A 26,994-nucleotide genomic window follows, 5' to 3' on the forward strand; every position below is an offset into this window, starting at 1 on the left:
TTAGTTCATCTCTTGAATCAACCAGTTTTTGTACTGATTTTTATCAAAGGTAAAAGAATTCTTAGGTAAAGGTTCATTAGTCTTTAAAGACTTTAATGTAAATGTAGCTACTGTTCCAGAGTTTTCTGTAATAATGGCTTTGTAAATGTGCTTTGTGTTTGCATCTATACCTAGTAAAACATTTTTATATTCAGAGTTAGATTTTATAGGAGTAAGTCTTATGAATTGAATTTTTCTACCACCTTCATTTTGTACGATATCCCATTTTTTAGAATAACCTTTTTCATAAAAAGTTAAGATATTAGATGGTGTGATCATTTGGTCACCGTCATTACTTACTTTAGAAATAGTCACTTCTTCATCTTCAGAGTTTACCGCATATTGTTTTGCACCGTCAAATATGTAAGTAGTACCTAGAAAATTCACATTGTACTTTTCTCCTTCTAGCTTTGCATCACCTTGCACATCCATGTCTGTGCTCGTTTTAGGGTTTTTAAAATTGCCTTTATAGGTAAATGCTACATTTTTGTAAGACTTGAATTTTTGGGCTACTTCACTTAATAATTTATCTGCCTTAGCATCTTGTGCTGTAACCGCTTGCGCGAAAGCAAAAATCATAAAAACAGAAAGGAAATAATTTTTCATTGTACTTATTTATTTATTTTGTTCTTCATTTAAAAATACTTCTAGAGACGTGAGATCTGGGATTAAAACCTGTCTAGCTTTACTACCTTCAAATCCACCGACTATACCAGCAGCTTCTAATTGGTCTATAATTCTACCAGCACGATTGTAACCTAGTTTCAATTTACGTTGTAATAAAGAGGCACTACCTTGTTGGGCAATAACTATTATTTCTGCTGCGTCTCTAAACTTAGCATCTCTCTCATCAATATTATTATCAATACTCGTGCCACCATCTTCACCTACATATTCAGGTAAAATATGCGCATCAGGATATGCTTTTTGATTACCTATAAAATCGGTAATTTTTTCTACTTCTGGTGTGTCAACAAATGCACATTGTATACGTATCAATTCGTTTCCAGCGGTGTAAAGCATGTCTCCACGACCTATCAACTGGTCTGCACCACCGCTATCTAGAATAGTACGAGAATCGACTTTTTGCATCACTCTAAAAGAGATACGTGCTGGGAAGTTAGCCTTAATCATACCTGTAATCACGTTTACAGATGGACGTTGCGTTGCGATAATTAAGTGAATACCTATCGCACGAGCTAGTTGTGCAAGTCTCGCAATAGGGGTTTCTACCTCTTTACCAGCCGTCATGATTAAATCGGCAAATTCATCTACTACCAGAACTATATAAGGTAGAAATTTATGACCATTTGCAGGATTTAACTTTCTAGCTTTAAACTTTGCATTATACTCCTTTAAGTTACGGCACATGGCATCCTTAAGAATGTCATAACGTTGATCCATCTCTATACAAAGGCTATTCAGGGTATTGATTACCTTAGAGTTGTCTGTGATAATAGCCTCTTCACTATCAGGTAACTTAGCTAGATAATGACGTTCTATTTTGTTAAATAAAGTAAGCTCTACCTTTTTAGGATCTACGAGTACAAATTTAACCTCGGCAGGGTGTTTTGAATAGAGTAGTGAAGTAAGAATAGCATTTAGTCCTACTGACTTACCTTGTCCTGTTGCACCGGCCATAAGTAGGTGAGGCATTTTTGCAAGATCTACTACAAAGGTCTCGTTAGAAATGGTTTTACCAAATGCGATAGGTAACTCCATCTCGGCATTTTGAAATTTAGGAGACGCAACCACAGATCTCATCGATACTATAGATGGATTCTGGTTAGGGACTTCAATACCTATAGTTCCTTTTCCTGGAATAGGAGCTATAATACGTATACCTAATGCGGCAAGAGATAGCGCAATATCATCTTCTAGATTCTTAATTTTTGAAATACGTATTCCTGCCTCAGGTACTATTTCATATAGAGTAACCGTAGGACCTACCGTGGCACTTATTTTTGCAATACCTATTTTATAATTCTTAAGAGTTTCTACAATACGGTCTTTGTTGGCTTGTAACTCTTCTTCATTAATAGTTATCGTTTTACCTTTAGTATAATCTTTTAAAAGATCTAGTGGTGGAAACTGGAAGTTGCTTAACTCTAGAGTAGGATCAAACTCTCCAAAATCTTCTACTAATTTATTAGCTTTATTGTCGATTACCTCTTCCTCATCTAGCGTTTGCTCGATTTCCATTCCTATGTCATTCTCATCTTTAGGAGCAACAACTTTTTTAAGAACAGGTTCTGGAACAGTTTCTTCTTCTGGTACCGTAACTTGCATACCATCGTCCGACAGCTCTACAGTATTTTTAGGCTCTTCTGTCGCTGTTGCTGGGGTAGTGGTTTGATCTATGTCCGGAGCAGGATTACCTTCTACAGTAGCTTTTTCCCAATCGCTTTCTTCGTCTGTAGTCTCTATATTTTCAAAACCTTCCTTAACCTCTGTAGCTTTTTTAGAGAAATAAGCAGTTATCAACTCTGGTGTCAGTTTAAGTCTCAATACTACATAGACTATCGCTATAAAGAACATAACAAGTATAGCGCCTAATAAGCCTAAATAGTCTTGTAAGAAATCATTTAATTCATAACCTACCTTACCACCTAATAATGCATTTGTATTGTGAAAAAATCCTAAAAAGATAGATAGCCAGAGCATTAATAATAATCCCCAGAACCATAGATTTGAGATTCGCTTTCGCGAAAGCGAGAACACATTATCACCAGTTGCAAATAAAAATATTCCAGAGATTATGGTTAGAACCGAAATGGAAAAAGCAGGGATACCAAATCCTTTATAAACAAAGGTGTGTCCTAGCCATGCACCTAGCTGGCTTATCCAGTTCTTAGTTTCTGTAGTACGGCTGCCTAATTCTACCAGTACACTTTGATCTTGTGCGCCAGTGAATAGATAAGATATAAAAGAAAAAAGCAGTAATAAACCGACTACTATTAGTGCGCTCCCTACGATTACCTCTTGTAATCTATTGAGCTTTAAATTAGGTAGCTGGAATGGTTTACTGGCCTTTGCAGTAGTTTTCTTAGATGTTGTTTTTTTACGCGCCATGTATGATAGTGAACGAGCAAAAATAAGAATATTGCACGGTAATAGTAGAACACATTTAACTTGATTGTTAACAGTTGTGTTTTATGCCGTAAAACAGCTATTAATTAAACAGCGCAAGGATATAAGGAATATAAATAATACCGCCCACAATACTAGATGCGATGGCAGTAATTACTACGGCACCAGCGGCTATATCTTTAATGTGACCTATTTTCTCATGAAAATCTGGATGAATAAAGTCGGCAATAGCCTCTGCAGTAGTGTTCATACCTTCTAGTCCCATAATAAGTCCTATGCACAAAGTTTGAGCAATCCACTCGGTTGCAGTAATGTTAAAATAAAAGCCGGCAATAGTCATGATAATGGCTATTGCGGCTTGTACTTGTATGCTGGCTTCTGTTTTGATAAGGATGATGGCGCCTTTAAGGGCATATCCCATCGCTTTACATCTACCAATAATAAATTTTGATGCACTCAATTATAATAACGTTTTAAGTGCAGCAAGATAGTTAGGTTCGTCTGCAATTTCAGGAACTTGTTCATTATAAATAACATTTCCTTCTTCATTAAGAACAACTACTGCTCTAGAATGAAAGCCAGCAAGTGGTCCAGAAGTCATAGTAAGTCCATAGTCATTACCAAATGTACCGTCTAGCACATCGCTTAAATTCTCTACATTCTCTAATCCTTCATCACTTGCAAAACGCTTTTGTGCAAAAGGAGTATCTCTAGAAATACATAAAACCGCAGTATTATCTAGCTCTGTAGCTCTTTTATTGAAATTTTTTACAGATGTTGCACAAACGTCTGTATCGATACTAGGGAAAATGTTAAGTACAACTCGTTTTCCTTTATAATCATTTAAAGAAGCCTCAGATAGGTCTGCTTTTTTAAGTTTAAAATCTGGTGCTTGTGATCCTACTGCTGGTAGTGAACCGCTTGTAGATATCTCGTTACCTCCTATATTAATAGTTGCCATGTGTTTTATTTAGTTATTAAGACGATAAAGTTACAATTTACCTATCGATGCTGTATGAATGTCTTGTTAATTCTTAGAGGATTCTATATAATCTAGAATAGCGTCTATATCTTCTTTAGTTAGATTAGGAAAAGAATTCATATTAGCCTGATTGTATTCATTATATAAAGCAACCGCTTGTACATCGCCAGATTTTATGAGTGCAGCGCTATTATTGATCCATTTATAAAGCCATTCTTTTTCATAACGATCTGTCACACCATATAATCCTGGTCCTACGGCTTTTTTAAAAAGTTTATGACATGCTGCACAATTGGTTTTAAAAAGCGATTTTCCTTTTTTTTGTTGTTCAGTTAAAGCTATTTTAGGTACTGTATCTATGATCTGTTCTGGTGATTCTTGCTTGTAATATGTAGATTCTTCTCCAGAGATAATAAATGCTGTGCTAAAAATCACAACGATCATGGCGAGTACGAGTGCACAAATGGTACCTAGGGTTCTTGATAATTCTTTAAACATAGTTGTTTGAATTTAAGAAGGTTATTGTTGTTGGTCTCGCTTTCGCGAAAGCGGAATACTATCCATCATAAAGATAATCCCCAAAGCTCATTTAACTAAATAAAATAGATTGATATCGTAATAGATTTATCAAATGACATTACTTATTTTTGTTTAAAATATCTATCATGACGATTACCCAGTTAAAATATGTTCTTGCTGTTGCTCAATATCAAAATTTCACCAAAGCGGCAGATAAGGTTTTTGTAACACAGCCTACATTAAGTATGCAAATACAGAAGCTAGAAGATGAGCTAGATGTTCAAATATTTGATAGAAGTAAAAAACCTATCGAGCTTACAGAAACTGGTAAGAAGATCGTTAACCAGGCGCGTAATATAGTTAATGAAAGTGATCGTATTCAAGACATAGTAGATCAAGAAAAAGGTTTTATAGGTGGCGAGTTTAAAATAGGAGTGATACCTACGGTAATGCCTACGTTATTACCTATGTTTCTAGCTAATTTTGTAAATAAATATCCTAAGGTAAAACTGCGCATAGAAGAACTTACTACAGAGAGTATTATAGATAGCCTACTTGATGGAAGTATCGATGCTGCAATAGCTGCGACTCCTTTAAAAAATGACTTTATTAAAGAAAGAGTTCTATATTATGAGCCTTTTGTAGCTTATGATCCTAGATTATCTGGTAAGCCTAAAACAAAAATTAAGGTAGATGAGATTAATGTAGATGACTTGCTTCTATTAGAAGACGGGCACTGTTTTAAGGATAGTATTCTTAATTTATGTCGTAATTCTAGAGATACAGATGGAGAGCGTTTTATGTTAGAGAGTGGTAGTTTTGAAACCTTAATAAAACTAGCTGACGAAGGTCTAGGAATGACTTTATTACCTTATTTAAACACGATGGATTTACCAGAGCATAAAAAGGAGAATCTTAGATTTTTTGAAGATCCTTCTCCTGCTCGTGAGGTGAGTCTTATTTTTCATAAAAGCGAGTTGAAAATGCAAATTATAGAAGCGTTACAAAATGTAATAACCGGAGTTATTAAAGGTGCTATTGCTTTTCAAAACGTGCAAATAGTAAGTCCTATATCAGGTAAATAAATCTTATTATTGAATAAAAAAAAAGGCTAGTTACTTCATGTTTAAATGAAGTAACTAGCCTTTTTAAGTTTTAATAAATAGGTGTTTATTCCTTTGATATCAATACACAAGTTTGCAAGTCTGGATTTTGTAATACAAGCTGTTTAATCCAGATTTCAAGTTCTACTATTTCAAAAGGTAATAGACGATCAACTGCTTTTTGTAATTCCTTGCAAAATAGGGTTGGGTTAAAACTTACTTTCTCGAGTATTGTTTTGGTATACTCAAACATAGCTCTAGCCATAATTTTCAAGATTTTTAGTTAAAGTAGTTTTGTTGAATAGGGGTGTTTTTTATTGTAGTTAAAGATACGTTCTAATACTATTATGCTGTGAATAGTAAATGTTAAATTTGTTTAAAATTTTAAACTAAAGGTTAACATAAGTATCAACGATTTAACTGCTGTAGTTGGAATAAATAGACTATAAATGTTAAAAAAGTAGTGTTAATTCACTCTTAATGACTTGTAATTATGGCAACACTTATAATACATAAAACCGCAAAAAAGAAAGTAGAAAGGGCTACCTTTTTTTAATTCAGGATCGAAGCCTTTCCTAAATCCTTTCCAAAGGAAAGGACCACAATGTGCTTTAAAATAGTTTTTGGTTTAAGAGAATTACTTATTGATAAGACTTTTTCCCCTTGGGGAAATGTCCGCAGGACAATGGGGCTTGCGCATGAGTAAAAACATTAATCATTTCAAGAAACCACCCAAACACTCATCACATAAAGCAAAGCAAAAAAGAAAGTAGAAAGCGCTACTTTCTTTAACTCAGGATCGAGTAGTGCTGGAGACTCTGTTCTTTTTACTTTAAATAAATGTATGAATAATGGAATGAAAGCTAGAAGTGGCAGCAGGGCTATATAGCTCGCGTTAATGTATGAATCGTGGTTGTTGTAATAATTAGTAATTACAATATGACCATAAATATTAAATACAGATAAAACCGCACATAAAAAAGCAATAATTAGAAATCCATAATGAACCAACTTAGCCTTAGCAAGTCCCATCTTCACCACAATTGTATTTTTTCCAGCTTTCTTATCGCTCTCGATATCTCTCATGTTATTGAGATTAAGAACAGCAACACTTAGCAGCCCCACTGTGATAGAAGGGAAAATCATGATCCATTCTAGTCCTTTAGTAATTAGAAAATAAATACCCATAACACTAACAGGGCCGAAAAATATAAAAACAAACACATCGCCCAGACCTCGATAACCATAAGCGTTATCGCCTACGGTATATTTAATCGCTGCCCAAATAGCTGCAATACCTAAAACTAAAAAGAATAGAGAGATTAATAATTTTTCAACCCCTAAACTTACATATATAAGGAGTATGGCACTTATTAAAGTAAGAACAGCTGTTATTATCATAGCGTTTTTCATCTCTTTAGGAGAAATGATACCGCTTTGCAAAGCGCGCATAGGTCCTATACGGTCTTCGTTATCTGTTCCTTTTACACCATCGCCATAGTCGTTTGCAAAATTAGAAAGTACTTGAAATCCTAAAGTAGTTATTAAAGCTAGAATAGGAATGATATAATTAAACTCAAAATTAAAAGCATCTATCAGTTTTGTTAAACCGGTTTTTTCAATACTCGAATTCTGGTAGCTCGTTGCTAAAGCATTCCAATAATCTATCCTTTGATAAGCAAACGCACTACCTACAAGAATCCCACTTATGCTCAAAGGCAAAGTTCTCAATCTCGCAGCACTTATCCAGGCTTTTAATTTACTTGTTTCAGCCATTATTTAGACATAATATTTACCATTACTTCTTTCAATAAATCGTGGTGATTTGCTTGATGTGTTCCTACACCTTTTGACTTTACGTCCATATCTCTGATGAGTTTTATGGCGCGACTGCAGTATTTCATAGGGTAATTCTTTGCAGCAGTGATAATTTCTTGAACAAAAAATGGATTCACACCAGCAGCCTTTGCCACCGCTTGCGGATTCTTATCCTTAATAGTGTGCACTTTCAACAGCTGAGTAAAAAAACTATACAACTGTGCGGTAGTCAACACCAGCGGATTATCCTTAGGGTTATCTGCAAAATAGTTGATGATTTTATGAACCTTAACCACATCACGCATTCCCATGGCTTTGCGCAATTCAAAATTGTTATAATCCTTAGAAATACCTATGTTGTCCTCAATAACTTGTGGCGTGATAGGTCGGTCTTTAGAGTGTACTATCGCGAGCTTAGAAAGTTCGTTATTTATTTTTCCTAGATCAGTTCCTAGAAATTCAACTAACATTCTAGTCGCATTAGGATCGATTTGATATCCCATTTCTTTTAAACGACCAGTTACAAAAGCAGGTACTTTATTTTCATAAAGAGGTTTGCTTTCCATGTAAACCGCGTGTTTTTTAAGCAATTTAGTTATTTTACTACGTCCGTCTGGTGTCTTGTATTTATAAGCAAAAACGAGAATAGTAGTCGTTTGCGGTTGCTCAATGTAACTTTCTAGTTGTGCTAGTTGTTTAGTTAAATGTTGTGCTTCTTTAACTATTATAACTTGATGCTCTGCCATCATCGGGAAACGCTTTGCGTTTTCTAAAACCTCGGACATGGTAGTATCTTTACCATAAATAACCGTCTGATTAAAGCCTTTTTCACCTTCGTCTAAGACGTTGTCCTCTATATAATCACTAACTTGATCTATAAAATAGGGTTCGCTACCGCATAAAAAGTATACAGGAGCATATCGCTTTTGTTTTAAATCGGCAAGAATGTTTGTAGCGTCACTCATCGAGAGCTGTTGTGGTTTTTGTAATATTGCGCTATGAAGCCATTGCGACTACCAGCTGGAAATTTCAGAGTCAAAAGTACTGAAAAAGGACGTGCTATCTTTGACCAGATCAGGAAAAAATTTATCATTCTAACACCAGAAGAATGGGTGAGACAACATGTTGTTTTGTTTCTGCTTACGCAAAAACGAATACCGCATAATCTCATTAACGTAGAAAAACAGTTGATAATCGCAGGAACTACAAAGAGATATGACATTATCAGTTATAACACAGATGGTTCTATACATTTAATAGTAGAGTGTAAAGCCCCAGAAATTAAGATAGATCAATCTGTGTTTGATCAAATTGCGCGATATAACCTGGCGTTAAATGCTAAATACTTAATGGTGACTAACGGTCTGGAACATTATTTTTGTACTATGGATTACGAGAATCAAACCTATAATTTTATAGCAGACTTACCAGAATACGTTTTATGAAAATAGCAATAGTCATATTAAATTGGAATGGGGTAGACCTGCTCAAGACCTATTTACCTAGCGTTGTAGAGCACAGTAAAGATCACGTTATCTACCTAGCAGATAATGCCTCTGCAGATAACTCTATTCCATGGACTACAGCCACCTATCCAGAAGTTAAAATAATTGCGATGGATAAAAATCGCGGTTATGCAGGTGGATATAACGTCGCCTTGAAAAGTGTTCAAGAAGAGGTAGTCTGTTTATTAAACAGTGATGTCGCTGTAACTGCAGGCTGGTGTGACGTGATTGCAAATAGGTTTCAAACAGACAGCAGTCTAGCTGCGTGTCAGCCAAAAATTTTAGATGATAAGCGCAAAGATTACTTTGAATACGCTGGCGCAGCAGGTGGATTCCTAGATCGCTATGCTTACCCATACTGTAGAGGCCGCATTTTTGATACCATAGAAAAAGATCTAGGACAGTATAATGATGCTATAAACCTGCATTGGGCGAGTGGAGCATGTTTGTTTTTAAGAGTAAGTTCTTATAATGAAGTACATGGGCTGGACGAAGATTATTTTGCACATCAAGAAGAGATAGATTTATGCTGGCGATTGCGTCACGCAGGTTATACAATTAATTATCAGCCAGACTCCGTAGTTTATCACTTAGGTGGTGGCACGCTGGCAACAATTAATCCACGCAAGACCTTTTATAATTTTAGAAACAGTTTATATAATATAATAAAAAATGACCGTTCTAGTTTCTGGATTGGTACCTTGTTTATTAGAATGGTGCTCGATGGGATAGCTGCTTTTAAATTTCTAATAGAATTTAAATTGGCTCATTTTATGGCTGTTCTCAAAGCTCATTTTTACTTCTACTTAAAGTTAATATCACTGTTTAAAAAGAGAAAATCAGTAAAACGATTAATAAAAAATAATAGTGCTCAAAACGCACAATTAAGTATTGTTTATCAGTATTTTATAAAAGGTAATAAGCAGTATAGTAATAACCTTAAATAACTTAAATCCTTGTTAATGATCATGTACAACAGTTGAATATCATTAATTTTGATCTGTTATTTAACATTAATAACATTAATAAAACAACACATAAAATCTCATATTAAAATGAAAAAAATATTTTTAATGTTGCTTGCAGGTGGACTTTTAGTGTCATGTGCATCTAAAAAAGATCTTGAGGCAGCACTCGCAAAACAGCAAGAAACTAAAGAGCTATTAGATACCGCTACAGTAAAATTAAATGCATGTCTATCTGATGAAAAAGCATCACAAGCTAGACTAGAAGCACTTAAAGACCAGATAGCTACTTTAAAGAATTCTAATAGCGCACTTTTAAATAACCAAGGTGAGTTAGTAACGTTATCAACACAAGGTAGTCGTAATTTAGAACGTTCTTTAGAGAGTATCAGAGAAAAAGATCTACAAATCAAATCTTTAAACGATGCCATTACAAAGAAAGATAGTGTAACACTTGCGCTAGTTACTAGTTTAAAGAGCTCTCTAGGTAATCTACAAGATGAGGATATTAATGTTAATGTAGAAAAAGGTGTGGTTTACATCTCTATTTCTGATAAATTATTGTTCTCTAGTGGTAGCGATAGAATTAATAATAATGCAAAAGTGGTTTTAGGTAAGGTTGCAAAAGTAGTTAACGATAAGCCAGAAATAGACATCATGGTAGAAGGTCATACAGATAACCAGCCTATATCGTCTGCAAAATTTTCTGATAACTGGGCGTTAAGTACAGCTAGAGCAACTGCCGTAACTAGAGTATTGCAAGAGGAGTTTAGTGTAGCGCCAGAGCGCATGACTGCAGCAGGTAGATCTTACTACATTCCAGTTGCCAGTAACGACACTGCAGAGGGACGTTCTAAGAATAGACGTACTAGAATCGTTGTTCTTCCTAAGTTAGACCAATTCTTTGATATGGTAGAAAAAGGAATGGAAGAAGCAAAAGAAAATGCAAAGAAAGAAACTGAAATGAACAAGAACTAATTAGTTCTTATTCTTCTAGATGAATAGAAAGCACCTACGCAAGTAGGTGCTTTTTTTGTTTAAGAATTTTCTAACCTATAACACATAGAGCAAATTTCCAAAATAATTCTCAATGGCAGTTTATAACTAACTACTATAGGAAATACTGTTAAAACCTTAATGAGGTTGAAATGTATGCGAGAATAAAGAGTTTAATGGTATTGTTTAAAGTCACTAAATTTCTCAAAAGTCAAATACATAAATTTACACGCAGTCTATAATGCTTAATTTTACCAAACTTGTAAAAAGCTTATTACGTTCTTTTAACTAAGGATTTATGACATCTAGAAGCTATTCGTGAGGTTTTCATTGAGATTAACGCACGTGAGTACAAAACCTGTAGAGGCGATTTACGCTTCTTAAATATTAGTTTTAAAGAAAAGTCAGAATAATTTTCTCGCTTTCGCGAAAGCGGAACCGCATTAAATCTATACTAAAGAAAATATAGCTGCACCATAAAGAGCAAAACGTATAAAACGCAACAAACCTACAAGTGCCCAATTTTTAACTGGATAACGTAACATACCAGCGACTAGACTAGCCATAGAAAAAGGAAGTGGTAATAAAGCACCTACGGCTATAAGAACGCCACCCCATTTTCTAGCCATAACAAGTTGTTTGGCCATTTTTACTTCTAGGTAATTATGTAAACTAGGTATTTTTAAAGCTCTTCTTCCGATCCAGTACGATGTAAAACCACCTAGATATGAAAACAATGCGATAAGAAATAGATTAAGTACAGGAGTAGCCGTCTCTCCAGCCCATGCTATAAATAATTCTGGTGGGATTAATCCTAAAACGGTTTCTGATACATAGAAAAAACCTAAAACACCATAGTCAGGTAGCTTTTCTACAGCAAGTTCTAGTAAGCCCATTAAACCACCATCTACGGTAAAATGAACAACGGCTAGAATAGCAACCACGACTAAAACAGGTGGCATGGATTTCTTGATACTATCGACCACAAATTTATAGAAGCCGGTAAGCTTATAGTATTTATGAGCGCGATCTGGTTGAAACCATGGTTTTTTCTTAGTCGTTGAATGTTCCACTTATCTGTTTGTTTTGGTAAGACAAAATTACTACTAAAACCTATTTTATCACGTTAAAATCTTATCAATTAAAATTATCTAAGATTCTTAACAGTAAACAAAGGATAATAACCTTAAAAAAGCAGTATTTTTGCAAATCTCAAAAATGAAATCCAGAGTAATGACGATGAAAAAAGAAAGTAAGATTAAATCTTTATACGATTATCAAGAACGCGATCTGGAAGCGATTTTTGATCGTATAAACAATCAAAAAGACGATTATAACCTTCTATATCAGTTGCCTACAGGTGGAGGGAAAACAGTGGTCTTTTCTGAAATTGTACGCAGGTACATCAGAGAAAAAGGTAAGAAAGTGGTTATCCTTACACACCGTATTGAGCTGTGTAAGCAAACGTCAAAAATGCTTAATGGTTTTGATGTAAAGAACAAAGTGATTAATTCTAAGGTTAAAGAATTAGATGACCAGAAGGATTATGAGTGTTTTGTAGCCATGGTAGAGACCTTGAATAACCGTATTCAAGATGATAAACTAGAACTAGATGACATAGGTCTAGTTATTATTGATGAGGCGCATTACAATAGTTTTAGAAAATTATTTAAGTACTTTGATCACTGTTTCATGCTAGGTGTTACAGCGACACCTTTAAGTTCTAACTTTAAGTTGCCTATGAAGGATAACTATAGAGAGCTTATAGTAGGTAATAGCATTACATCTCTAGTAGAAAAAGGGTTTCTAGCACAAGCAGTAACGCATACTTATGATGTAGGTTTAAGTGGCCTTACAATAGGTATGAATGGAGATTATACGGTAAAATCAAGTGAAAAACTTTATACTGCGACAACCATGCAGGATAAATTGATCCAGTCGTATAATGAAGTAGCAAAAGGTAAAAAGACTCTTATTTTTAATAACGGTATTAGAACCAGTATTGAGGTAGAGGACACCTTCAGACGTGCGGGAATAGAGATAAGACACTTAGATAATACTAATACTAAGGAAGAGCGTAAAGAGATTCTAAGATGGTTTAAAGAAAAGCCAGACGCGGTTTTAACCTCAGTAAGTATATTAACTACTGGATTTGATGAGCCTAGTGTAGAGTGTATCGTTTTAAATAGAGCGACAAAGTCACTGACTCTTTATTATCAAATGATAGGTCGTGGTTCTCGTGTTCTTAAGGATAAAAAAGAATTCCAAATCATTGATTTAGGTAACAATGTTGCTCGTTTTGGTTTATGGAATGAACCTGTAGACTGGCAGCAAGTGTTTAGATCTCCAGATTTCTATGTGGAAAACATTGTGTCTGACGAAGAGATAGAACGCAACTTTGTTTATACTCTACCAGATTCTACAAAAGCAGAATTTCCTAATACTACAGAGTTTACCTTTGATATCAAAGGAGCCTATAAACGTATTACCAAGGAAAACCGTAAGTCTAAAGACGTACTGGATGAGTCTATCGCACAACACGTGCAGTGGTGTGTAGAGAATAGTGAGGACGTTTTTGACGCTCGTATTTTAGCAAAATTACTGAAAGAAGATATTAAAGATCGTATTAGACGTTATGCTTACTGTATTATCAATAATACTAACAACTATAAGGATTGGTTAGAAGAAGACTATTACCGTCGTCTTAGGATGTCTATACAGCAAGAATTTGCAGGTATAGAGGCCGCAGCAGAATCTGATTCAGAATAATTGTATTTATACCGCTTTCGCGAAAGCGGAACACATATCAAAAAAGGTGCGATGTAAATCGTGCCTTTTTTTATGCCACATATATAAGCCAGAAAAATAAATTTAAAATTAATAGAAGTGTCATAAGACGTTTAAGAAAAGGGCTTTTATTTCTTTTAGAGATCATTTCTTTTTGAAGTCGAAAAGTGCGTAGTCGGAGTAAATCAACTTCAGGGTGTTCTCTGATTGATTTAGGGTCCCAAAGCAGGAGTAGTGCAAAAAGGTAACTTATAGAGCTTCTATGTAGAAAATCAATGGTTACTTCTGTTTTAGGGACTCCTTTTAATAAGCCGATAAATAAAATTGCCGTGTATAGCATGCAAATCATTAAGAATAGGCTCGCTATAAAATTTACTGCCTTATGAAACCAGTATAACATAATGTAAAATAAAAAAAGCGCTAACTTAAAAGTTAACGCTTTGTGTTGTATCAAATATAATACTTCTTATTTATCTGTAAGTGCAGGTCTTTTATCTGCATTTGCCACATCCCATGCGGTTACAAAAATTAACTTAGCTCTTCTTTGATATAATTTGTATTCAATTTTATCAGGAGTATCAGTTGCTTTGTGATAATCTTCATGAGTACCGTTAAAATAGAAAATTACAGGCACGTCGTTCTTTGCAAAATTGTAATGATCACTACGGTAGTAAAAACGATTAGGGTCGTCCTTACCGTTGTAAGAGTAATCAAGTCTCATATTAACAGATTTCTTGTTTGCTGCCTCAGAGATATCGTGTAAGTCTTGAGAGAGCATGTCACTACCTATTAGGTAAACGTAATCAGGACTGTCCTTTTGTGCAGGGTCTATTCTACCTATCATATCTATATTAAGATCTGCAATGGTGTTAGCCATAGGGTAAATAGGGTTGTTTGCATAATACTTACTTCCTTTAAGACCTATTTCTTCTCCAGTTACATGAAGAAAAAGAATGGATCTTTTAGGACCATAACCGTCATTTGCCGCTTGTTTAAAGGCTTCAGCAATTTCTAGTAGAGCTATGGTACCACTACCATCATCATCAGCGCCATTAAAAACTTTTCCATCGTGCATACCTACGTGATCAAGGTGAGCAGAGATGACAAGGATTTCATCAGGAAATTCAGTTCCTTCTATAAAAGCAAGTACATTTTCTGAAGAAAGTTCTGGTTTTCCAAATGCTTTTCCAGGTACGATTTGAAAATAATCTCCATTTTCTCCACCGCCTGCAACGCCCATTTTTTTGTATTGCTCTCTTAAGTAGTTTACAGCTCTTTTTTGACCTGGACTACCAGTAGCGCGCCCTTCCATTTCATCACTTGCATAAAAATAGAGTTGTTCTTTTAATTCCTTTTCAGTAATCGTGTTTGCATAAGACATGATGTCTACCTGCGAGTAATCTCTAACGGTATTTCCAGACACGCCATCGGCACCATCTTTTCCAGTTTGTCCATTAATTCCAGGCTCTCCACTTTTTCCAGGTTCGCCGTCTTTTCCTTTCATGTTAATGCAGCTGGTTAAAAGGGTAGCTGCAAGAGCATAAGATAATAGGTGTTTGTAATTCACAAGTTTGATTTTGGTTATTTTTTATTTTTGTCTTTAGAAGTCTTCAATATCTTGTATTCTTCATAACACTCGCTGATAGCATCTAGTATTTGAAGATCGTTTGCAGTTTCAATAAACTGCTTAGAATATTGGCAATTTCTAAGGATTCCATCTATATCAACTTTGTCTAGTTGAAGTAAGTTCATCAGAGTCTCTCTGTCGTATTTACTTTGTAGTAAGTTTCTAATCTCGTCTTGTTGTTTTACCTGTCTTAGCTTGCGCATAGATTTTCCTTTTTTACCAAAGGTGTTGTAAAGGAAATCTGCAGGATTAAATACACTTTCTAGAACATTTGTAATAGCACCAGGTTCACTGTCACCAGCTTCATAACCTTTAGGTAGACCACTTATCTTATATCTTCTAGTAGCATAAATAGGAGCACGCTTTGCATCTATTTCTAAGAAACCGGTAAGAGAAGTCTCTGTAACCGTTACTTCGTCTAGTGCGATACCTTTTTCTGTCATAGAAATAGTAACATCACCAAATTTTAACCAATCCTCAGTAACTCTTACATTAATAGTTTCAAAACCTAAGTAAGAGAAGTATAAAGTATCATTCACTTTGGCAGCGACTTTAAACAGTCCTTCCTTAGTAGTAATGGTACCTTTGATCTGATTTAAGTTAACGATGTTAACGTTCTCAAGAATGGTATTATCTTTTGCGTTAAGAACTTTTCCCTTTACCATGCCAGATATGGGAGAAGTAGTTTTGCTTTCTGATTTCTCTTCTTGAGCATTACTAATTGAAATACTTAAGGTAAAGCAGAAGAGTAGGATGTAGTGTTGTAATTTCATAATTATCTGAGCTAAATTAAGCTAATGTGCTTATTTAAAGTGAATTTATAATTTAATTAACTTCTTTCAGGTAGTCTATGAGCTTTCTCAGAGCCTTTGCTCTATGACTTATAGCACCTTTTTCTGTAAGAGTCATTTCTGCAAAGGATTTTTCATAGCCGTCTGGCTGGAAAATAGGGTCGTAGCCAAAACCTTTTGAACCACTTCTTTCTAACAAAATAGAACCTTCACAAACTCCTTCAAAGAGAGTTTGATTATTATTCAAATCTAAGGCAATAGCAGTGACAAAGCGCGCAGACCTATTGTTATTGTTTGTTAACTTTTTAAGCAATAAATCCATGTTGTCTTCGCTGCTTTTTTGTTCACCTGCATATCTAGCACTGTACACACCAGGTTCTCCATCTAGTGCTTCAACCAGCAGTCCAGTATCGTCTGCAAAAATGGGTTGTTGAAATCTGTTTTTTAAATACTCCACCTTTTGAATGGCGTTACCAGCAATTGTACCTGATGTTTCTGGTATGTCCTCATCAAAACCTAGATCTTCTAAGCTTATAAGTTTGATGTAAGAAGGCATTAACGCTTGTACTTCTTTTAATTTATTCTGATTATGTGTAGCAAAGATAATTTCCATGTTTATAGACTTTTAGCAATTTCTAAAATAAGTGGTACGTGTACCACATGTTTAATTTCTGGTTGGTATAACTCACATTTTGTACCAAAGAGAAGTTCTATCTTTTTACTTTCCCTTTTTATTACTTCTTCATTAGAATATTCGTCTAGCGTGCCTGCTATGTGAATGAATCTAGAACAGGTGTCTCTAAAATGCTTGCCATCACTAGCGTCTAGTTCTGCCGGTATGCTGCCGCTATGCATGATAAGCGTTTTTATTTTATGATGGTAAGATTTTAAAAATCGAGTAGCGATAGAAACTCCTTGAGAGTATCCCATTAATAAAACACGTGGATCACCTATGAGATTTTCGGTTTTAAGTAATTCATGAATATAGTTGAGGTTGTTACCCATTTCTTGAGTCGTGTCCACCTTTGTTAACCAGCATGCACCTACGTGTTTAAAGCCTTTACCTATATAAGATTTAGACGGAGCCTGTAAAACGATTACATAGTTCTCTTGAGGATCAAGGCCTTCAAAATAACGTTTAAAATAGGTAGCTAGATAACCTAAACCATGAAAGCATATCCAGATATTTTTAGTTTTATCTGTTAATTCAAAAAGTGTCTCGTAAGAATTAGTATGTGTATAGGAAACTGTTTTTACCATTTTTTCTATCGGTATGACTTATTTTTGGTAAAGATATGGACAAAGAAGATATACTACAGCGTTGTAATGCTATTTGCCGCAATACACTCATGGAGACGTTAGACATCGATTTTATTGATGTAGGAGAAGATTTTTTAACGGCTAGAATGCCAGTAACTCCCAAAGTGCATCAGCCAGATGGAGTGTTGCATGGAGGTGCAAGTGTTGCTCTTGCCGAGAGTGTAGGTAGTGCTGCTAGTTATATGTTTTTAGATACAGATAACTTTGCGATTAGAGGTCTAGAAATAAGTGCAAACCACACGCGATCTAAGAAAGATGGACACGTGTTTGCAACGGCCCGTTTTTTACATAAAGGAAGAACAACACAGCTCTGGGAAATCAAAATTACAGATGAAGAAGAGAGGCTTATTTCTATATGTAAATTAACCACCATAGCTCTCAAAAAATAACACTTTTACTCACTATTATTCCTATACCGCTTGCGCGAAAATTTACTCTCATACACGGCATTACTAATTAAAAAAGAACTACCTTTCTTGTTAATTAGACAGGTGAATAGCGATACTGTGCGCATACTCTCACAACGAGATCAAAAATGGCATAAAAGCGCACCTGACAACATGACTTATGGTGTTTTTTCAAAATTTCAAAAATCAGAAGACCAGGTTTTTATAATAGCTCAAGAAGATTATAACTTTACTTATAAAAATACGAACTCAACGCCCAAAGAACTTTTAAATGCAGTACGTTTAGTAGATGGCGAGGAGCAAAAAAGGTACACAAATCTAGTGGCAAAGGCGGTTCTTAGATTAAAAGAATCTAGTTTGAAAAAGGTTGTTCTTTCGCGCAAGCAATCTTTTCAAAATTCAAAATCAGACACAGAGATTTTAACTGATTTACTAGATGCATATCCAGCAGCAAATTGTTACTTTTTTTATCATCCTAAAGTAGGGAAATGGGTAGGTGCAACTCCAGAGGTTTTGGTCCAAATAGATGGTGTAAAACTTAAAACAATGTCCCTAGCTGGTACGGCTCTTTATCAAGAAAATGAAGAACATATTTGGGGTAAAAAAGAGCTAGAAGAACAACGATTAGTTACCGATTTTATAATTCATAATTTACAAGAATGTGGTGCTGATAACATTCAAGAATCAGACGTTAAAACGGTGCGTGCTGGTAAACTTATTCATTTAAGAACAGATATCACTGCCACGGTAAATTCTAAGGATAAGAATATATTTATCGATGCATTGCATCCTACACCTGCGGTATGTGGTATGCCTAGAAATGAGTCTCTGGACTTTATCAATAAGAACGAAAATTATGATCGTTCTTTCTACACTGGTTATTTAGGTATGGTGGACAAGGGCAGCGCGAGTTATTTTGTGAACTTAAGATGTATGGAGCTGCATGATGATCAAGTAGATATCTATGTAGGTGGTGGGGTTACTGCGTTAAGTGATCCAAATGCAGAATTTGAGGAAACGCTCAACAAGCTATCCACTATGAAAAAGTTAGTATAAACAGTGCTGTTAAAGAATACTTCTAAATGCTGTTCGTAACAGTGTCGTTTTAAAACCTACAACCTGTCCTTGCTCATTACGACTTTCATTTAATGATCTAATGTAGTTTATAGCTGCTCTTATAGAAGACTTTATAAAAACTGTAGACTGGTAGAATCCTACAAACGTATAAAAAACAAGATATTTAATTATAATCATAGTTAGGGCTGGTTTAATAGAACTTAAACTTAGTTATTTTTAATGAAATAAACTAGGGCAAATTTCTAAATCTTGTATTTGAACTTTTAATACTCAGTATAATATAGATAAAAAGACAATTGTATAGCTGAGTAGTAACGGACTAAGTGATTGATCGATGGTAGAGACTATGTTCAATGTTATTATCTCTGCACATCACTTGTTTAAAAGTATCTTTTGAGGTGATTTCTTACACAATAAGGGCATATGTAGATGTAGAAACGCAGGATACTGGTGAATTTGTTAACGTTTAAAAAATAGGAATCTAATTTTATGAGAAGAAGCTGTTAAGTATGTTGTATGCGGCGACTAGCATCTTTACCTTTGTTATATATGTATCCAGAAATTCTACATGCCCAGCAGGTTGTACTTCTTTTTAAAGAAAGAGGTATTAAAAACATAGTCATTTCTCCAGGTTCTAGAAATGCGCCTTTAACAATAGGTTTTTCAGAAAACGATTATTTTAATTGTTACAGTATTGTAGATGAGCGTTGTGCAGCTCATGTGGCATTAGGTATGGCGCAACAGTTACAAGAACCTGTTGCTGTATTATGTACTAGTGGTAGTGCACTTTTAAATTACTACCCTGCGGTTACAGAAGCTTATTATTCTGAAATCCCCTTAATAGTTCTCAGTGCAGACCGCCCGCCTCATAAAATCGATATAGGTGACGGCCAGACTATAAGACAACAAGGTGTGTATGCAAATCATATTTTATATGATACGCAGTTAGAGATGTTATTATCTATTGATAACCAAGAAAGTATTGCGACTAACGAGCGATTAATCAACAAAGCTGTCAACACCGCTATTTCTCAGCATGGACCGGTACATATTAATATACCATTTGAAGAACCGTTATATAATAAAGTAGAAAAGCCATCTTTAGAGGTTAAGGTTATTGATTTATTGAAGAATGAATCTAGCGAGATACCAGATAGCTTTATAGAACAATGGAAGAGCGCTCAAAGGAAACTAGTCATTCTCGCGACGTTGAATCCGCCGGTGTTTGATAATGCAGACCTAGATATACTTACTAGTGACCCTAGTGTTCTGGTAATGAGTGAGGTGAGTAGTAATGTAGTTCATGATAAGGTAATATGGGGAATAGATACCTTAATTGCTCCCATAGAAAAGGAAGATGACCAGATAAAAGACCTGCAGCCAGACCTAGTTATCACTATAGGCGGTATGATTGTCTCTAAAAAGATAAAACAATACCTAAGACGCTTTGAGACTAAAGTACATTATCACGTTGGTAAAAGACGTGCCTATGACACGTTCTTTAAACTTGCAGGACATATTAAAGTAAAACCACAAAAATGGGTACAACAGCTACCTAAAGACTATATAGATAGTAACTATCAAGATAGATGGCTGTCACATTTCAAAAATTACCTAGTTAAAAGGCAGGATTACTTTGCGCAAATGCCGTGGTCAGATTTTAAAGCTTTTGAACATATTTTCCCTAGTTTACCAGATAATATAGTACTACAGTTAGGTAACAGCAGCACGATAAGGTATGCGCAGTTATTCCAGATGAATGAGTCACACACTGTTTTTTCTAATCGAGGTACTAGTGGTATAGACGGTAGTACGAGTACAGCGATAGGAGCGGCAATGGCTAGCGATAGGCAAGTAGTTTTTATAACAGGAGATTTAAGCTTTTTCTATGATTCTAATGCGTTATGGAATAATTATATACCTGATAACTTTAAGATTATAGTCATAAATAACTCTGGTGGTGGGATATTCAGGATTTTACCAGGTCATAAAGAGACTGATGAGTTCCAAACTTATTTTGAAACTCAACATGATTTAACGGCAGTACACCTTTGTAAAATGCATGGCGTGAATTATCAAAGTGTTAGTGAAGAGTCCGCTTTCGCGAAAGCGTGCAACCTATTGTTTACTAGTAATAAAGGACCGCAGTTGTTAGAAGTATTTACACCTAGACAGATAAATGATACCGTTCTTCTAGATTACTTTAAATTTTTAAAATAGAACTTAACTTGTTATCTTTAAGGCATACTTTTAACTTAATAACTAATACTTCAAGATAAACATTATGAGTAAATTTGATGAAAGAGTAGAGAAATATATAGCAGCATACAAAGAAAAAGTAGGCGGTAAGCTAGATGAAGAACTTCTTAGAAAAGTAACTAAAGGATTAGGTCCATCTATTTATAATAGAGATGCTGAAACTGTAAGTGCAGAGAAAACAGAAATGGAACGTGTAGTAAAAAATTATTTACAGAAAAAATTAGGACTTACTGGAGATGACCTTATGGCATCTGTAGAAGCTGTAATTGAGAAGTATGGTAAAAGTGAGCGTGCTAAGTATCGCGCTATTATTTATTACATGCTTTGTGTACACCACGGTAAAGAATCTATCTATAACTAGAACTAGATATAATTATATAGTAAAAATCCCATCTCTTGAAAAGAGATGGGATTTTTTAGTTTTTGAAGTACTGTAACTTGTGCTCGATTCTACTAAATAATTGATTATTTAAATAATGGAGCTCTTCAATACAATTATTTTGATTGTCATATTTGAATAAAGTTTTAGTTATTACCGTATCTCTAGCTGGTTCCCATCTAGTATATTTTTCAGATCTTAATAAATCATTTTCATAGTTATACTCATTAATTTCATACCTCTTACTCTCGTTATCACGATATTCTTTGAATATTAATCGATCATACTCATTATACTTGAAAACAAACTTCTTCAATATAGCGGTGCTATCTTTATTATAGAATACGTGATCCACTTCTTGATTTTTTTTATTTAGATATAATTTAGATTTAAATGTGGTCGGTAAGACTGAATCATAAAATTTCTCATACCTAATAGTAGAAACAGGTATATGATTTTTATCATAATTTATTTGTAGAGATTCTGCTAATCTTAATGGATTACCCCAATATTGTTCCCATCCTATAAACTTTTGTTCTTCATCAAAATTGAAACTAATGTAAGATGTAATACTATTATCACCTTCATGATCAGAATCCTTAGTTTTAAATTTAGTCTCCTTTAAATATTCAAAACGTTTTATCGAAGTGGGAATAGAATCTTGTTTATTATCAAAATACTTAATCGCAGTAACTCTATCTAGTTCATCCCAAGTAAATACTTTTTTTTTATTACCAGATTCTATGATTGCTAAGTTAACTGCCTCAAAACTTTCAGGATAATGGTATTTGAAAATAGTTATTGTAGTATCTATTTCTATAGGCCAATTATTTCCTTTTCTATAAGTTAGGTAGCCTTTATCATTAAATTTTATGGAGTAGTATTTTTTTGGGATAGAGTCTTTTAGCGTCAAGCTGCTAGGATAATCGTATACCTCTAGATAATAGGAATCTCTACTTTTTACCTTACCATTTAAATTATAAGACTTTAAATCTTCCCAATGATTATCCTCATAATATCCATAAGGCAGTTGCTTATTATCAATCTTTTCCTCACAAGAAATAAAAGCAAATAGAATAAAAAGGAAAAGAAGGTATTTCATTACTTCTCCACAGCCTTAACCTCTTCTTCTGTAACCATATCTCCAGTGTTCCAGGTCTGTATGGCATAATTCATAACATCTGCTACTTCTTTATCATCTAGTCCTAATGGCAGCATGACACTATTATATGCAGCACCATTTACGGTAATTTCTCCTTTAAGACCATATTTTACTGCATGTATACTTGCTATACGTTTGTTAGTTAACCAGTCCGATGGGTTAAGTGGTGGGAATGCGCCAGGGACACCTTTACCAGTAGGCATGTGACAGGTAACACACAACTCGCCGAAGATATCTTCTCCACGTTTTACACTTTTTTCTAGCGGTGTAGTAGGTGTAGTCTCTACATTATTACTACCTAATGTAGATTTTCTTTTATCATTACCGCAGCTAGTTATAGCGATGGCTAGTAGTAATAGATATACGTATTTCATAATGGTTTTCTTGATGTTTAAAAATACAATTCCATTTGTAAATGGAAAGGTTTAAAAGGCACAATTTTTATCGAGTAAAAACGGTTTATTTATCTGACCGTACCTTTAAATGGATTACATAAAACTGTAAATTACTTTGTGATTTTAAAAATACCTTTTCCTTCTACACTTATATAAATAAAGCCATCGGGCCCTATTTTTACATTGCGCAAACGTCCTATACCGTCTACTATTTTTTCTCTTTTTGTAACTGCATTATCATTTACATAAAGCATTTCTAAGTATTGAAACTTTAAAGAACCTACTAAGTAATTTCCATTCCAATCGCCATAAGCCGTGTTATCTAGAATAGCAAATCCGCTAGGTGCAATACTAGGCACCCAATAATAGAAAGGTTGTTCCATTCCTTGCTTTGCAGTACTTTCGGCAAATTTTCCACCGCCATAGTTCTCACCATAGCTTATTACTGGCCAGCCATAATTGCGACCAGGTTTGACAAAATTAATCTCGTCACCACCTTGTGGACCATGTTCATGACTCACTATTTTACCTGTTTTAGGATGTACGGTAATCCCTTGCGGATTTCTATTTCCATAAGTAAAAGCAGCAGTTTTTGCACCAGCTATATCTATAAAAGGGTTATCAGCAGGCACGCTACCATCGTCATGCAGTCTGTATATCTTACCACCATCACGACTCAAATCCTGCGGATTCACATCACGCTCACCGCGCTCACCTATAGAAAAGTATAAATAACCATCACTATCCCAAGCAAATCGAGAGCCAAAATGCTGTCCTTTTCTAGTATTAGGTGTCGCTTTGTAAAGTACTTTTAAATCTGTTAATTGATCGTTTTTAAGAACAGCCGTAGCAATAGCCGTGTTCCCGCCAGATCCTTCACCCTCAGAACTTGCATAAGAAATGTAAATGCGCCCATTTTTATCAAATTCTGGATGTGTTATTACATCGAGTAAACCACCTTGACCACGTAAATATACCTCAGGTAAACCAGTGATTTCTATAGATTTTGTACCATTATATCGATAGAGTTTTCCTTCTTTTTCTGTGTAGATAAGATCACCATTAGGCAACCATGTCATTCCCCAGGCATTGTTTAATCCCTCAATTACAGGTGTAACCGTATACTTTTTTTGATCTTCAATAAGTGGTATGTTTTCAACAAGTGGTACTTGTTGATTACTATTTATACTAGTAATGGTGTTGCTATTAGTCTGTATAGCCACAATAGCTTCATTTGATTTAGATTCATTTTTACAACTTAAAACAAGAGCAGCAAGTAGTAAAAGAGTGAAGAGATGTTTCATAATCAGTAATTTGGCTTAAAAATAATTGTTACCAGCTGCCAAAACGTTAATAAAAGTAAAAATCCCTTAGCGCTAACTAAGGGATTCAGTTGTTTTTGGTGGTTTTGTGAAGTCTATCAGGCAAAGTAAAAAGATGTAAGAAGGCTAATTCAAAATTATCTAGATGTCTTTGCGGCTTCATGCTGCCTAGCATAAAAAGAAGGTGTTTGTGGCTTCCATGTTTTCATTAAATGGGTTATTCTCATCTATAGATCTATTTCTAGATAGGATAGGAAAGTCAGAGTTAAGGCTCAATATTTTTTGTGAAATTTTCATAATAAAAGTTTTAAGAGTTGAGGTTTAAATTATCTATAACGACGTCTAGAGTTCCATGAATCAGAAAAAGTAGTTGCATTGCTTGTTCTGTTAGTAGTCTGTTGGTTTCCGTTTAAAAATCCTGTTGAAGTTTTCATAATATTATTATTTTGTGGTTATATCTAATAGACGACCACGCTTTTCAATTGTTACAGTAAAATAAACAAATAATATTCGATTTTAATTTATAATACAGTTATTCAGATGGTTACATTGCTAATATTTTTAGCTATAAAATAAAAAAGCGATTCTTTTTAGTAAAGAATCGCTTTGATTGTGTTTGTTTCGCTTTCGCGAAAGCGGAATAAGTACCATTTATTCCTTTATTTCAAAAATGATAGGTAAAGCATAAATAGTGGTTACTGCTTTTCCTTTTTGCTTACCAGGAATCATTTTTGGTAGTTTGTTAATTACACGGGCAGCCTCATTTTGTAGCTCAATGCTTTTAGCTTTAGACTGTACACCTGTGACATTTCCATTTTTATCGATTTTGAATTGAACCGCAATTTTATGGCGTCCTGGTAAGTCTTGTGCAATCTCTGTATTGAAGTTTTTGTTTACAAATTTTGCGATTTTTTCTGAGGTACATTTTTTGATCTCGGTTTGAGTTCCTTTACAGTCTTCAAAATGTGGCACTTCTTCTATAATTGCAAAAGGAACGTCCTGAGAAATAATTTCAGCATCAGGATCAATTTCATCTGAAAAAGGATAAACCTCTTCTATTTCTATTATTTCTTCTATATTAACTTCATTATGTAGTTCTACAATACGGGAGATCATTTGTCGATATTGTTCATCGCTCAATTCTGAAACTCTATCTTTAAATGTACCACTTAAATAACCATCTACATAAGATTTAACTGAAGAACCGTTCCAACTGTAAGGAGCTGTCATATAACTAGGATCTCGATTAGGAGATTCTTTTAATATTATAATATTGAAATTTTCATTTACGTCATCTACTATCAACGATTCCCCATTTTTATTAACTATTGAAGATATTTTAGAATATCGTTTGCCATCTTCTGATTTCATTATTACATTTAATTGATCAATAGTGTTTACAGTTATACTATCAACTTTAATACTATTTAAAAATGAATCATAAAATGTAATTTCATTTTTACTCAACCCTTTGTAAAAGTCCTTTTTACCATATTCAAATTTTGAAAGTCTTGGTAAATAGCTAGGTTTTTCTTCTTTATTTATTAAAAAATTCTGTTCTTCTATAGTCTCAATTTCTTCATTACAAGCTGTAAAAATCAAACTACCCAATACTATAGGAAATAAGAAAGCTAGTTTAAATAAAGCTTTTGCGGTACTTTTCTTTTTTTGTAACATAAGGATCCGGTTTTTTAAAAGTGATTTATTGAAATAAGAGCTAGCAAGTGAAAATTGTTCTGCTCCAAAAACAGTATTCAATAAAGACTCTTGATAGGTTATAGGTTCTTGATTTTTAGTTAGTACATGATCCACGATGTATTCATGGACTTGTTTTAATTCTTTTTGTGCGATATAACAAATAGGGTGGAACCAGAAAAGGATTTTATACACCTCATAAGCCATCAAGTCCCATGAATGGAATTGTTTTACATGGATAATTTCATGATTTAATATTTCATCTACCTTTTTAGGGTCTAGATTTTCATCTATCACTATATTTTTAAAAAATGAAAAGGCAGTAAGTTTTTGAGATGTTTTAGTGATCCATATTCCGTCTTTGAAATGAGTTGTTCCTTTCCTAATAATCTCTTTTATGCTAGACACATTATATAGAAAAAAGAGAAGACTGATAAATGCACCTATACTATATATACTCACGGCGATCATTGTATAATCAATAGGTGTTGAGGTTTCCATGATAATAGGTTGTTCACTTGTCATAGATACATTACCTATATCTACCGACGCGAGTGGTACTACCTCATCGATTACCGTTGGAGTCATGTCTATAGAAAAAGGCGCGCTCAAAAACGGAATGGTTATGCTAAGCAAAGGAATAGCTAGTAAATAAGCTCTGTTCCACTGGAAAAACGTTTCTTTTCTTAGAAAGAGATGATAAACACCATAAAACAATATGGCAAGTATGGAGCTGTGTAAGATATGTTGTATCAT

General features: G+C 34.4%; 28 protein-coding genes. 9 read left to right on the forward strand and 19 right to left on the reverse strand.

All coding sequences use genetic code 11. The features are described 5' to 3' along the window. The 5 genes from ACJJVN_RS07205 to ACJJVN_RS07225 form a co-directional block, all read right to left on the reverse strand. Entirely contained in the window at positions 1-645 is a 645-nt protein-coding gene (locus tag ACJJVN_RS07205) for a LolA family protein (protein ID WP_405369104.1), read from the reverse strand. A 9-nt stretch (positions 646-654) separates the two neighbouring features. Further along, positions 655-3,111 (reverse strand): DNA translocase FtsK, encoded by a 2,457-nt coding sequence (locus ACJJVN_RS07210; RefSeq protein ID WP_405369102.1) that lies wholly within the window; start codon positions 3,109-3,111, stop codon positions 655-657. Positions 3,112-3,211: 100 nt separating this feature from the next. Continuing rightward, positions 3,212-3,589, reverse strand: coding sequence for a diacylglycerol kinase (locus ACJJVN_RS07215; RefSeq protein WP_245890730.1), 378 nt, complete (start codon positions 3,587-3,589; stop codon positions 3,212-3,214). After that, entirely contained in the window at positions 3,590-4,090 is a 501-nt protein-coding gene (gene tpx, locus ACJJVN_RS07220) for a thiol peroxidase (protein ID WP_405377639.1), read from the reverse strand. A 66-nt stretch (positions 4,091-4,156) separates the two neighbouring features. Further along, the gene (locus ACJJVN_RS07225; protein ID WP_405377640.1) at positions 4,157-4,609 is read right to left on the reverse strand and encodes a c-type cytochrome; all 453 of its coding nucleotides are present in this window, start codon (positions 4,607-4,609) and stop codon (positions 4,157-4,159) included. 167 nt (positions 4,610-4,776) lie between these two features. Between ACJJVN_RS07225 and ACJJVN_RS07230 the strand changes: the two genes are divergently transcribed. Continuing rightward, the gene (locus ACJJVN_RS07230; RefSeq protein ID WP_104516245.1) at positions 4,777-5,715 is read left to right on the forward strand and encodes a hydrogen peroxide-inducible genes activator; all 939 of its coding nucleotides are present in this window, start codon (positions 4,777-4,779) and stop codon (positions 5,713-5,715) included. Between the two features lie 85 nt (positions 5,716-5,800). Here ACJJVN_RS07230 and ACJJVN_RS07235 read toward each other — a convergent pair whose 3' ends face one another. The 3 genes from ACJJVN_RS07235 to holA form a co-directional block, all read right to left on the reverse strand. Beyond that, complete coding sequence (locus ACJJVN_RS07235; protein WP_104516246.1) at positions 5,801-5,998, reverse strand: hypothetical protein; 198 nt, start codon at positions 5,996-5,998, stop codon at positions 5,801-5,803. Positions 5,999-6,453: 455 nt separating this feature from the next. Next, entirely contained in the window at positions 6,454-7,509 is a 1,056-nt protein-coding gene (menA, locus tag ACJJVN_RS07240) for a 1,4-dihydroxy-2-naphthoate octaprenyltransferase (protein WP_405377641.1), read from the reverse strand. Then, positions 7,509-8,516 (reverse strand): DNA polymerase III subunit delta, encoded by a 1,008-nt coding sequence (gene holA / locus ACJJVN_RS07245; RefSeq protein WP_405377642.1) that lies wholly within the window; start codon positions 8,514-8,516, stop codon positions 7,509-7,511. The genes menA and holA overlap by 1 nt, the downstream gene beginning before the upstream one ends. Positions 8,517-8,549: 33 nt before the next feature. Between holA and ACJJVN_RS07250 the strand changes: the two genes are divergently transcribed. The 3 genes from ACJJVN_RS07250 to ACJJVN_RS07260 all read left to right on the forward strand — a co-directional run bounded on the left by ACJJVN_RS07250 (position 8,550) and on the right by ACJJVN_RS07260 (position 10,999). Next, on the forward strand, positions 8,550-8,996 hold the full coding sequence (locus ACJJVN_RS07250; protein ID WP_104516249.1) for a type I restriction enzyme HsdR N-terminal domain-containing protein: 447 nt from the start codon (positions 8,550-8,552) through the stop codon (positions 8,994-8,996). Beyond that, complete coding sequence (locus tag ACJJVN_RS07255; protein ID WP_405377643.1) at positions 8,993-10,003, forward strand: glycosyltransferase family 2 protein; 1,011 nt, start codon at positions 8,993-8,995, stop codon at positions 10,001-10,003. The genes ACJJVN_RS07250 and ACJJVN_RS07255 overlap by 4 nt, the downstream gene beginning before the upstream one ends. A 108-nt stretch (positions 10,004-10,111) precedes the next feature. Then, positions 10,112-10,999 carry a flagellar motor protein MotB gene (locus ACJJVN_RS07260; RefSeq protein ID WP_405369090.1) on the forward strand — a complete coding sequence of 296 codons (888 nt, stop codon included), beginning with the start codon at positions 10,112-10,114 and terminating at the stop codon, positions 10,997-10,999. Positions 11,000-11,466: 467 nt separating this feature from the next. Here the strand turns inward: ACJJVN_RS07260 and ACJJVN_RS07265 are convergent, their stop codons facing one another. Then, positions 11,467-12,090 (reverse strand): YqaA family protein, encoded by a 624-nt coding sequence (locus ACJJVN_RS07265; RefSeq protein WP_104516252.1) that lies wholly within the window; start codon positions 12,088-12,090, stop codon positions 11,467-11,469. Between the two features lie 145 nt (positions 12,091-12,235). On the opposite strand from ACJJVN_RS07265, the gene ACJJVN_RS07270 reads away from it, so the two are divergent. Beyond that, positions 12,236-13,786 (forward strand): DEAD/DEAH box helicase, encoded by a 1,551-nt coding sequence (locus tag ACJJVN_RS07270; protein ID WP_245890732.1) that lies wholly within the window; start codon positions 12,236-12,238, stop codon positions 13,784-13,786. Between the two features lie 484 nt (positions 13,787-14,270). Here the strand turns inward: ACJJVN_RS07270 and ACJJVN_RS07275 are convergent, their stop codons facing one another. Genes ACJJVN_RS07275 through ACJJVN_RS07290 form a run of 4 tightly spaced genes read right to left on the reverse strand, consistent with a single transcriptional unit; the run spans position 14,271 to position 17,482 of the window. After that, positions 14,271-15,371 carry a M28 family peptidase gene (locus ACJJVN_RS07275; protein WP_405377644.1) on the reverse strand — a complete coding sequence of 367 codons (1,101 nt, stop codon included), beginning with the start codon at positions 15,369-15,371 and terminating at the stop codon, positions 14,271-14,273. Between the two features lie 14 nt (positions 15,372-15,385). Next, positions 15,386-16,204 (reverse strand): carboxypeptidase-like regulatory domain-containing protein, encoded by an 819-nt coding sequence (locus ACJJVN_RS07280; RefSeq protein ID WP_405377645.1) that lies wholly within the window; start codon positions 16,202-16,204, stop codon positions 15,386-15,388. Between the two features lie 52 nt (positions 16,205-16,256). Further along, on the reverse strand, positions 16,257-16,835 hold the full coding sequence (locus ACJJVN_RS07285; RefSeq protein ID WP_104516257.1) for a non-canonical purine NTP diphosphatase: 579 nt from the start codon (positions 16,833-16,835) through the stop codon (positions 16,257-16,259). A gap of 2 nt (positions 16,836-16,837) precedes the next feature. Continuing rightward, complete coding sequence (locus ACJJVN_RS07290) at positions 16,838-17,482, reverse strand: alpha/beta hydrolase (RefSeq protein ID WP_405377646.1); 645 nt, start codon at positions 17,480-17,482, stop codon at positions 16,838-16,840. Between the two features lie 35 nt (positions 17,483-17,517). Between ACJJVN_RS07290 and ACJJVN_RS07295 the strand changes: the two genes are divergently transcribed. Then, entirely contained in the window at positions 17,518-17,931 is a 414-nt protein-coding gene (locus tag ACJJVN_RS07295) for a hotdog fold thioesterase (RefSeq protein WP_405377647.1), read from the forward strand. A 30-nt stretch (positions 17,932-17,961) separates the two neighbouring features. Next, the gene (locus ACJJVN_RS07300) at positions 17,962-19,005 is read left to right on the forward strand and encodes an isochorismate synthase (protein ID WP_405377648.1); all 1,044 of its coding nucleotides are present in this window, start codon (positions 17,962-17,964) and stop codon (positions 19,003-19,005) included. 9 nt (positions 19,006-19,014) lie between these two features. On the opposite strand, the gene ACJJVN_RS07305 is transcribed toward ACJJVN_RS07300, so the two are convergent. Then, entirely contained in the window at positions 19,015-19,203 is a 189-nt protein-coding gene (locus tag ACJJVN_RS07305; RefSeq protein ID WP_105023025.1) for a hypothetical protein, read from the reverse strand. Between the two features lie 339 nt (positions 19,204-19,542). Between ACJJVN_RS07305 and menD the strand changes: the two genes are divergently transcribed. Continuing rightward, positions 19,543-21,246 carry a 2-succinyl-5-enolpyruvyl-6-hydroxy-3-cyclohexene-1-carboxylic-acid synthase gene (menD, locus tag ACJJVN_RS07310; RefSeq protein ID WP_405377649.1) on the forward strand — a complete coding sequence of 568 codons (1,704 nt, stop codon included), beginning with the start codon at positions 19,543-19,545 and terminating at the stop codon, positions 21,244-21,246. Between the two features lie 64 nt (positions 21,247-21,310). Continuing rightward, a complete protein-coding gene (locus ACJJVN_RS07315; RefSeq protein ID WP_405369078.1) occupies positions 21,311-21,646 on the forward strand; it encodes a DUF2853 family protein in 336 nt (111 codons plus the stop codon). A 55-nt stretch (positions 21,647-21,701) separates the two neighbouring features. Here ACJJVN_RS07315 and ACJJVN_RS07320 read toward each other — a convergent pair whose 3' ends face one another. From ACJJVN_RS07320 to ACJJVN_RS07340, 5 genes are all read right to left on the reverse strand, one after another. Next, positions 21,702-22,766, reverse strand: coding sequence for a hypothetical protein (locus ACJJVN_RS07320; RefSeq protein ID WP_405377650.1), 1,065 nt, complete (start codon positions 22,764-22,766; stop codon positions 21,702-21,704). Beyond that, positions 22,766-23,200 carry a c-type cytochrome gene (locus ACJJVN_RS07325; RefSeq protein ID WP_405369076.1) on the reverse strand — a complete coding sequence of 145 codons (435 nt, stop codon included), beginning with the start codon at positions 23,198-23,200 and terminating at the stop codon, positions 22,766-22,768. The genes ACJJVN_RS07320 and ACJJVN_RS07325 overlap by 1 nt, the downstream gene beginning before the upstream one ends. Before the next feature lie 131 nt (positions 23,201-23,331). Further along, the gene (locus tag ACJJVN_RS07330) at positions 23,332-24,525 is read right to left on the reverse strand and encodes a PQQ-dependent sugar dehydrogenase (RefSeq protein WP_405377651.1); all 1,194 of its coding nucleotides are present in this window, start codon (positions 24,523-24,525) and stop codon (positions 23,332-23,334) included. 186 nt (positions 24,526-24,711) lie between these two features. Beyond that, positions 24,712-24,840 carry a hypothetical protein gene (locus ACJJVN_RS07335; RefSeq protein WP_262497522.1) on the reverse strand — a complete coding sequence of 43 codons (129 nt, stop codon included), beginning with the start codon at positions 24,838-24,840 and terminating at the stop codon, positions 24,712-24,714. A gap of 354 nt (positions 24,841-25,194) precedes the next feature. Further along, entirely contained in the window at positions 25,195-26,994 is a 1,800-nt protein-coding gene (locus ACJJVN_RS07340) for a M56 family metallopeptidase (protein WP_405377652.1), read from the reverse strand.

The sequence above is a fragment of the Nonlabens sp. Asnod3-A02 genome (assembly GCF_045063755.1).
GTDB classification, from domain to species: Bacteria; Bacteroidota; Bacteroidia; order Flavobacteriales; family Flavobacteriaceae; genus Nonlabens; species Nonlabens xylanidelens.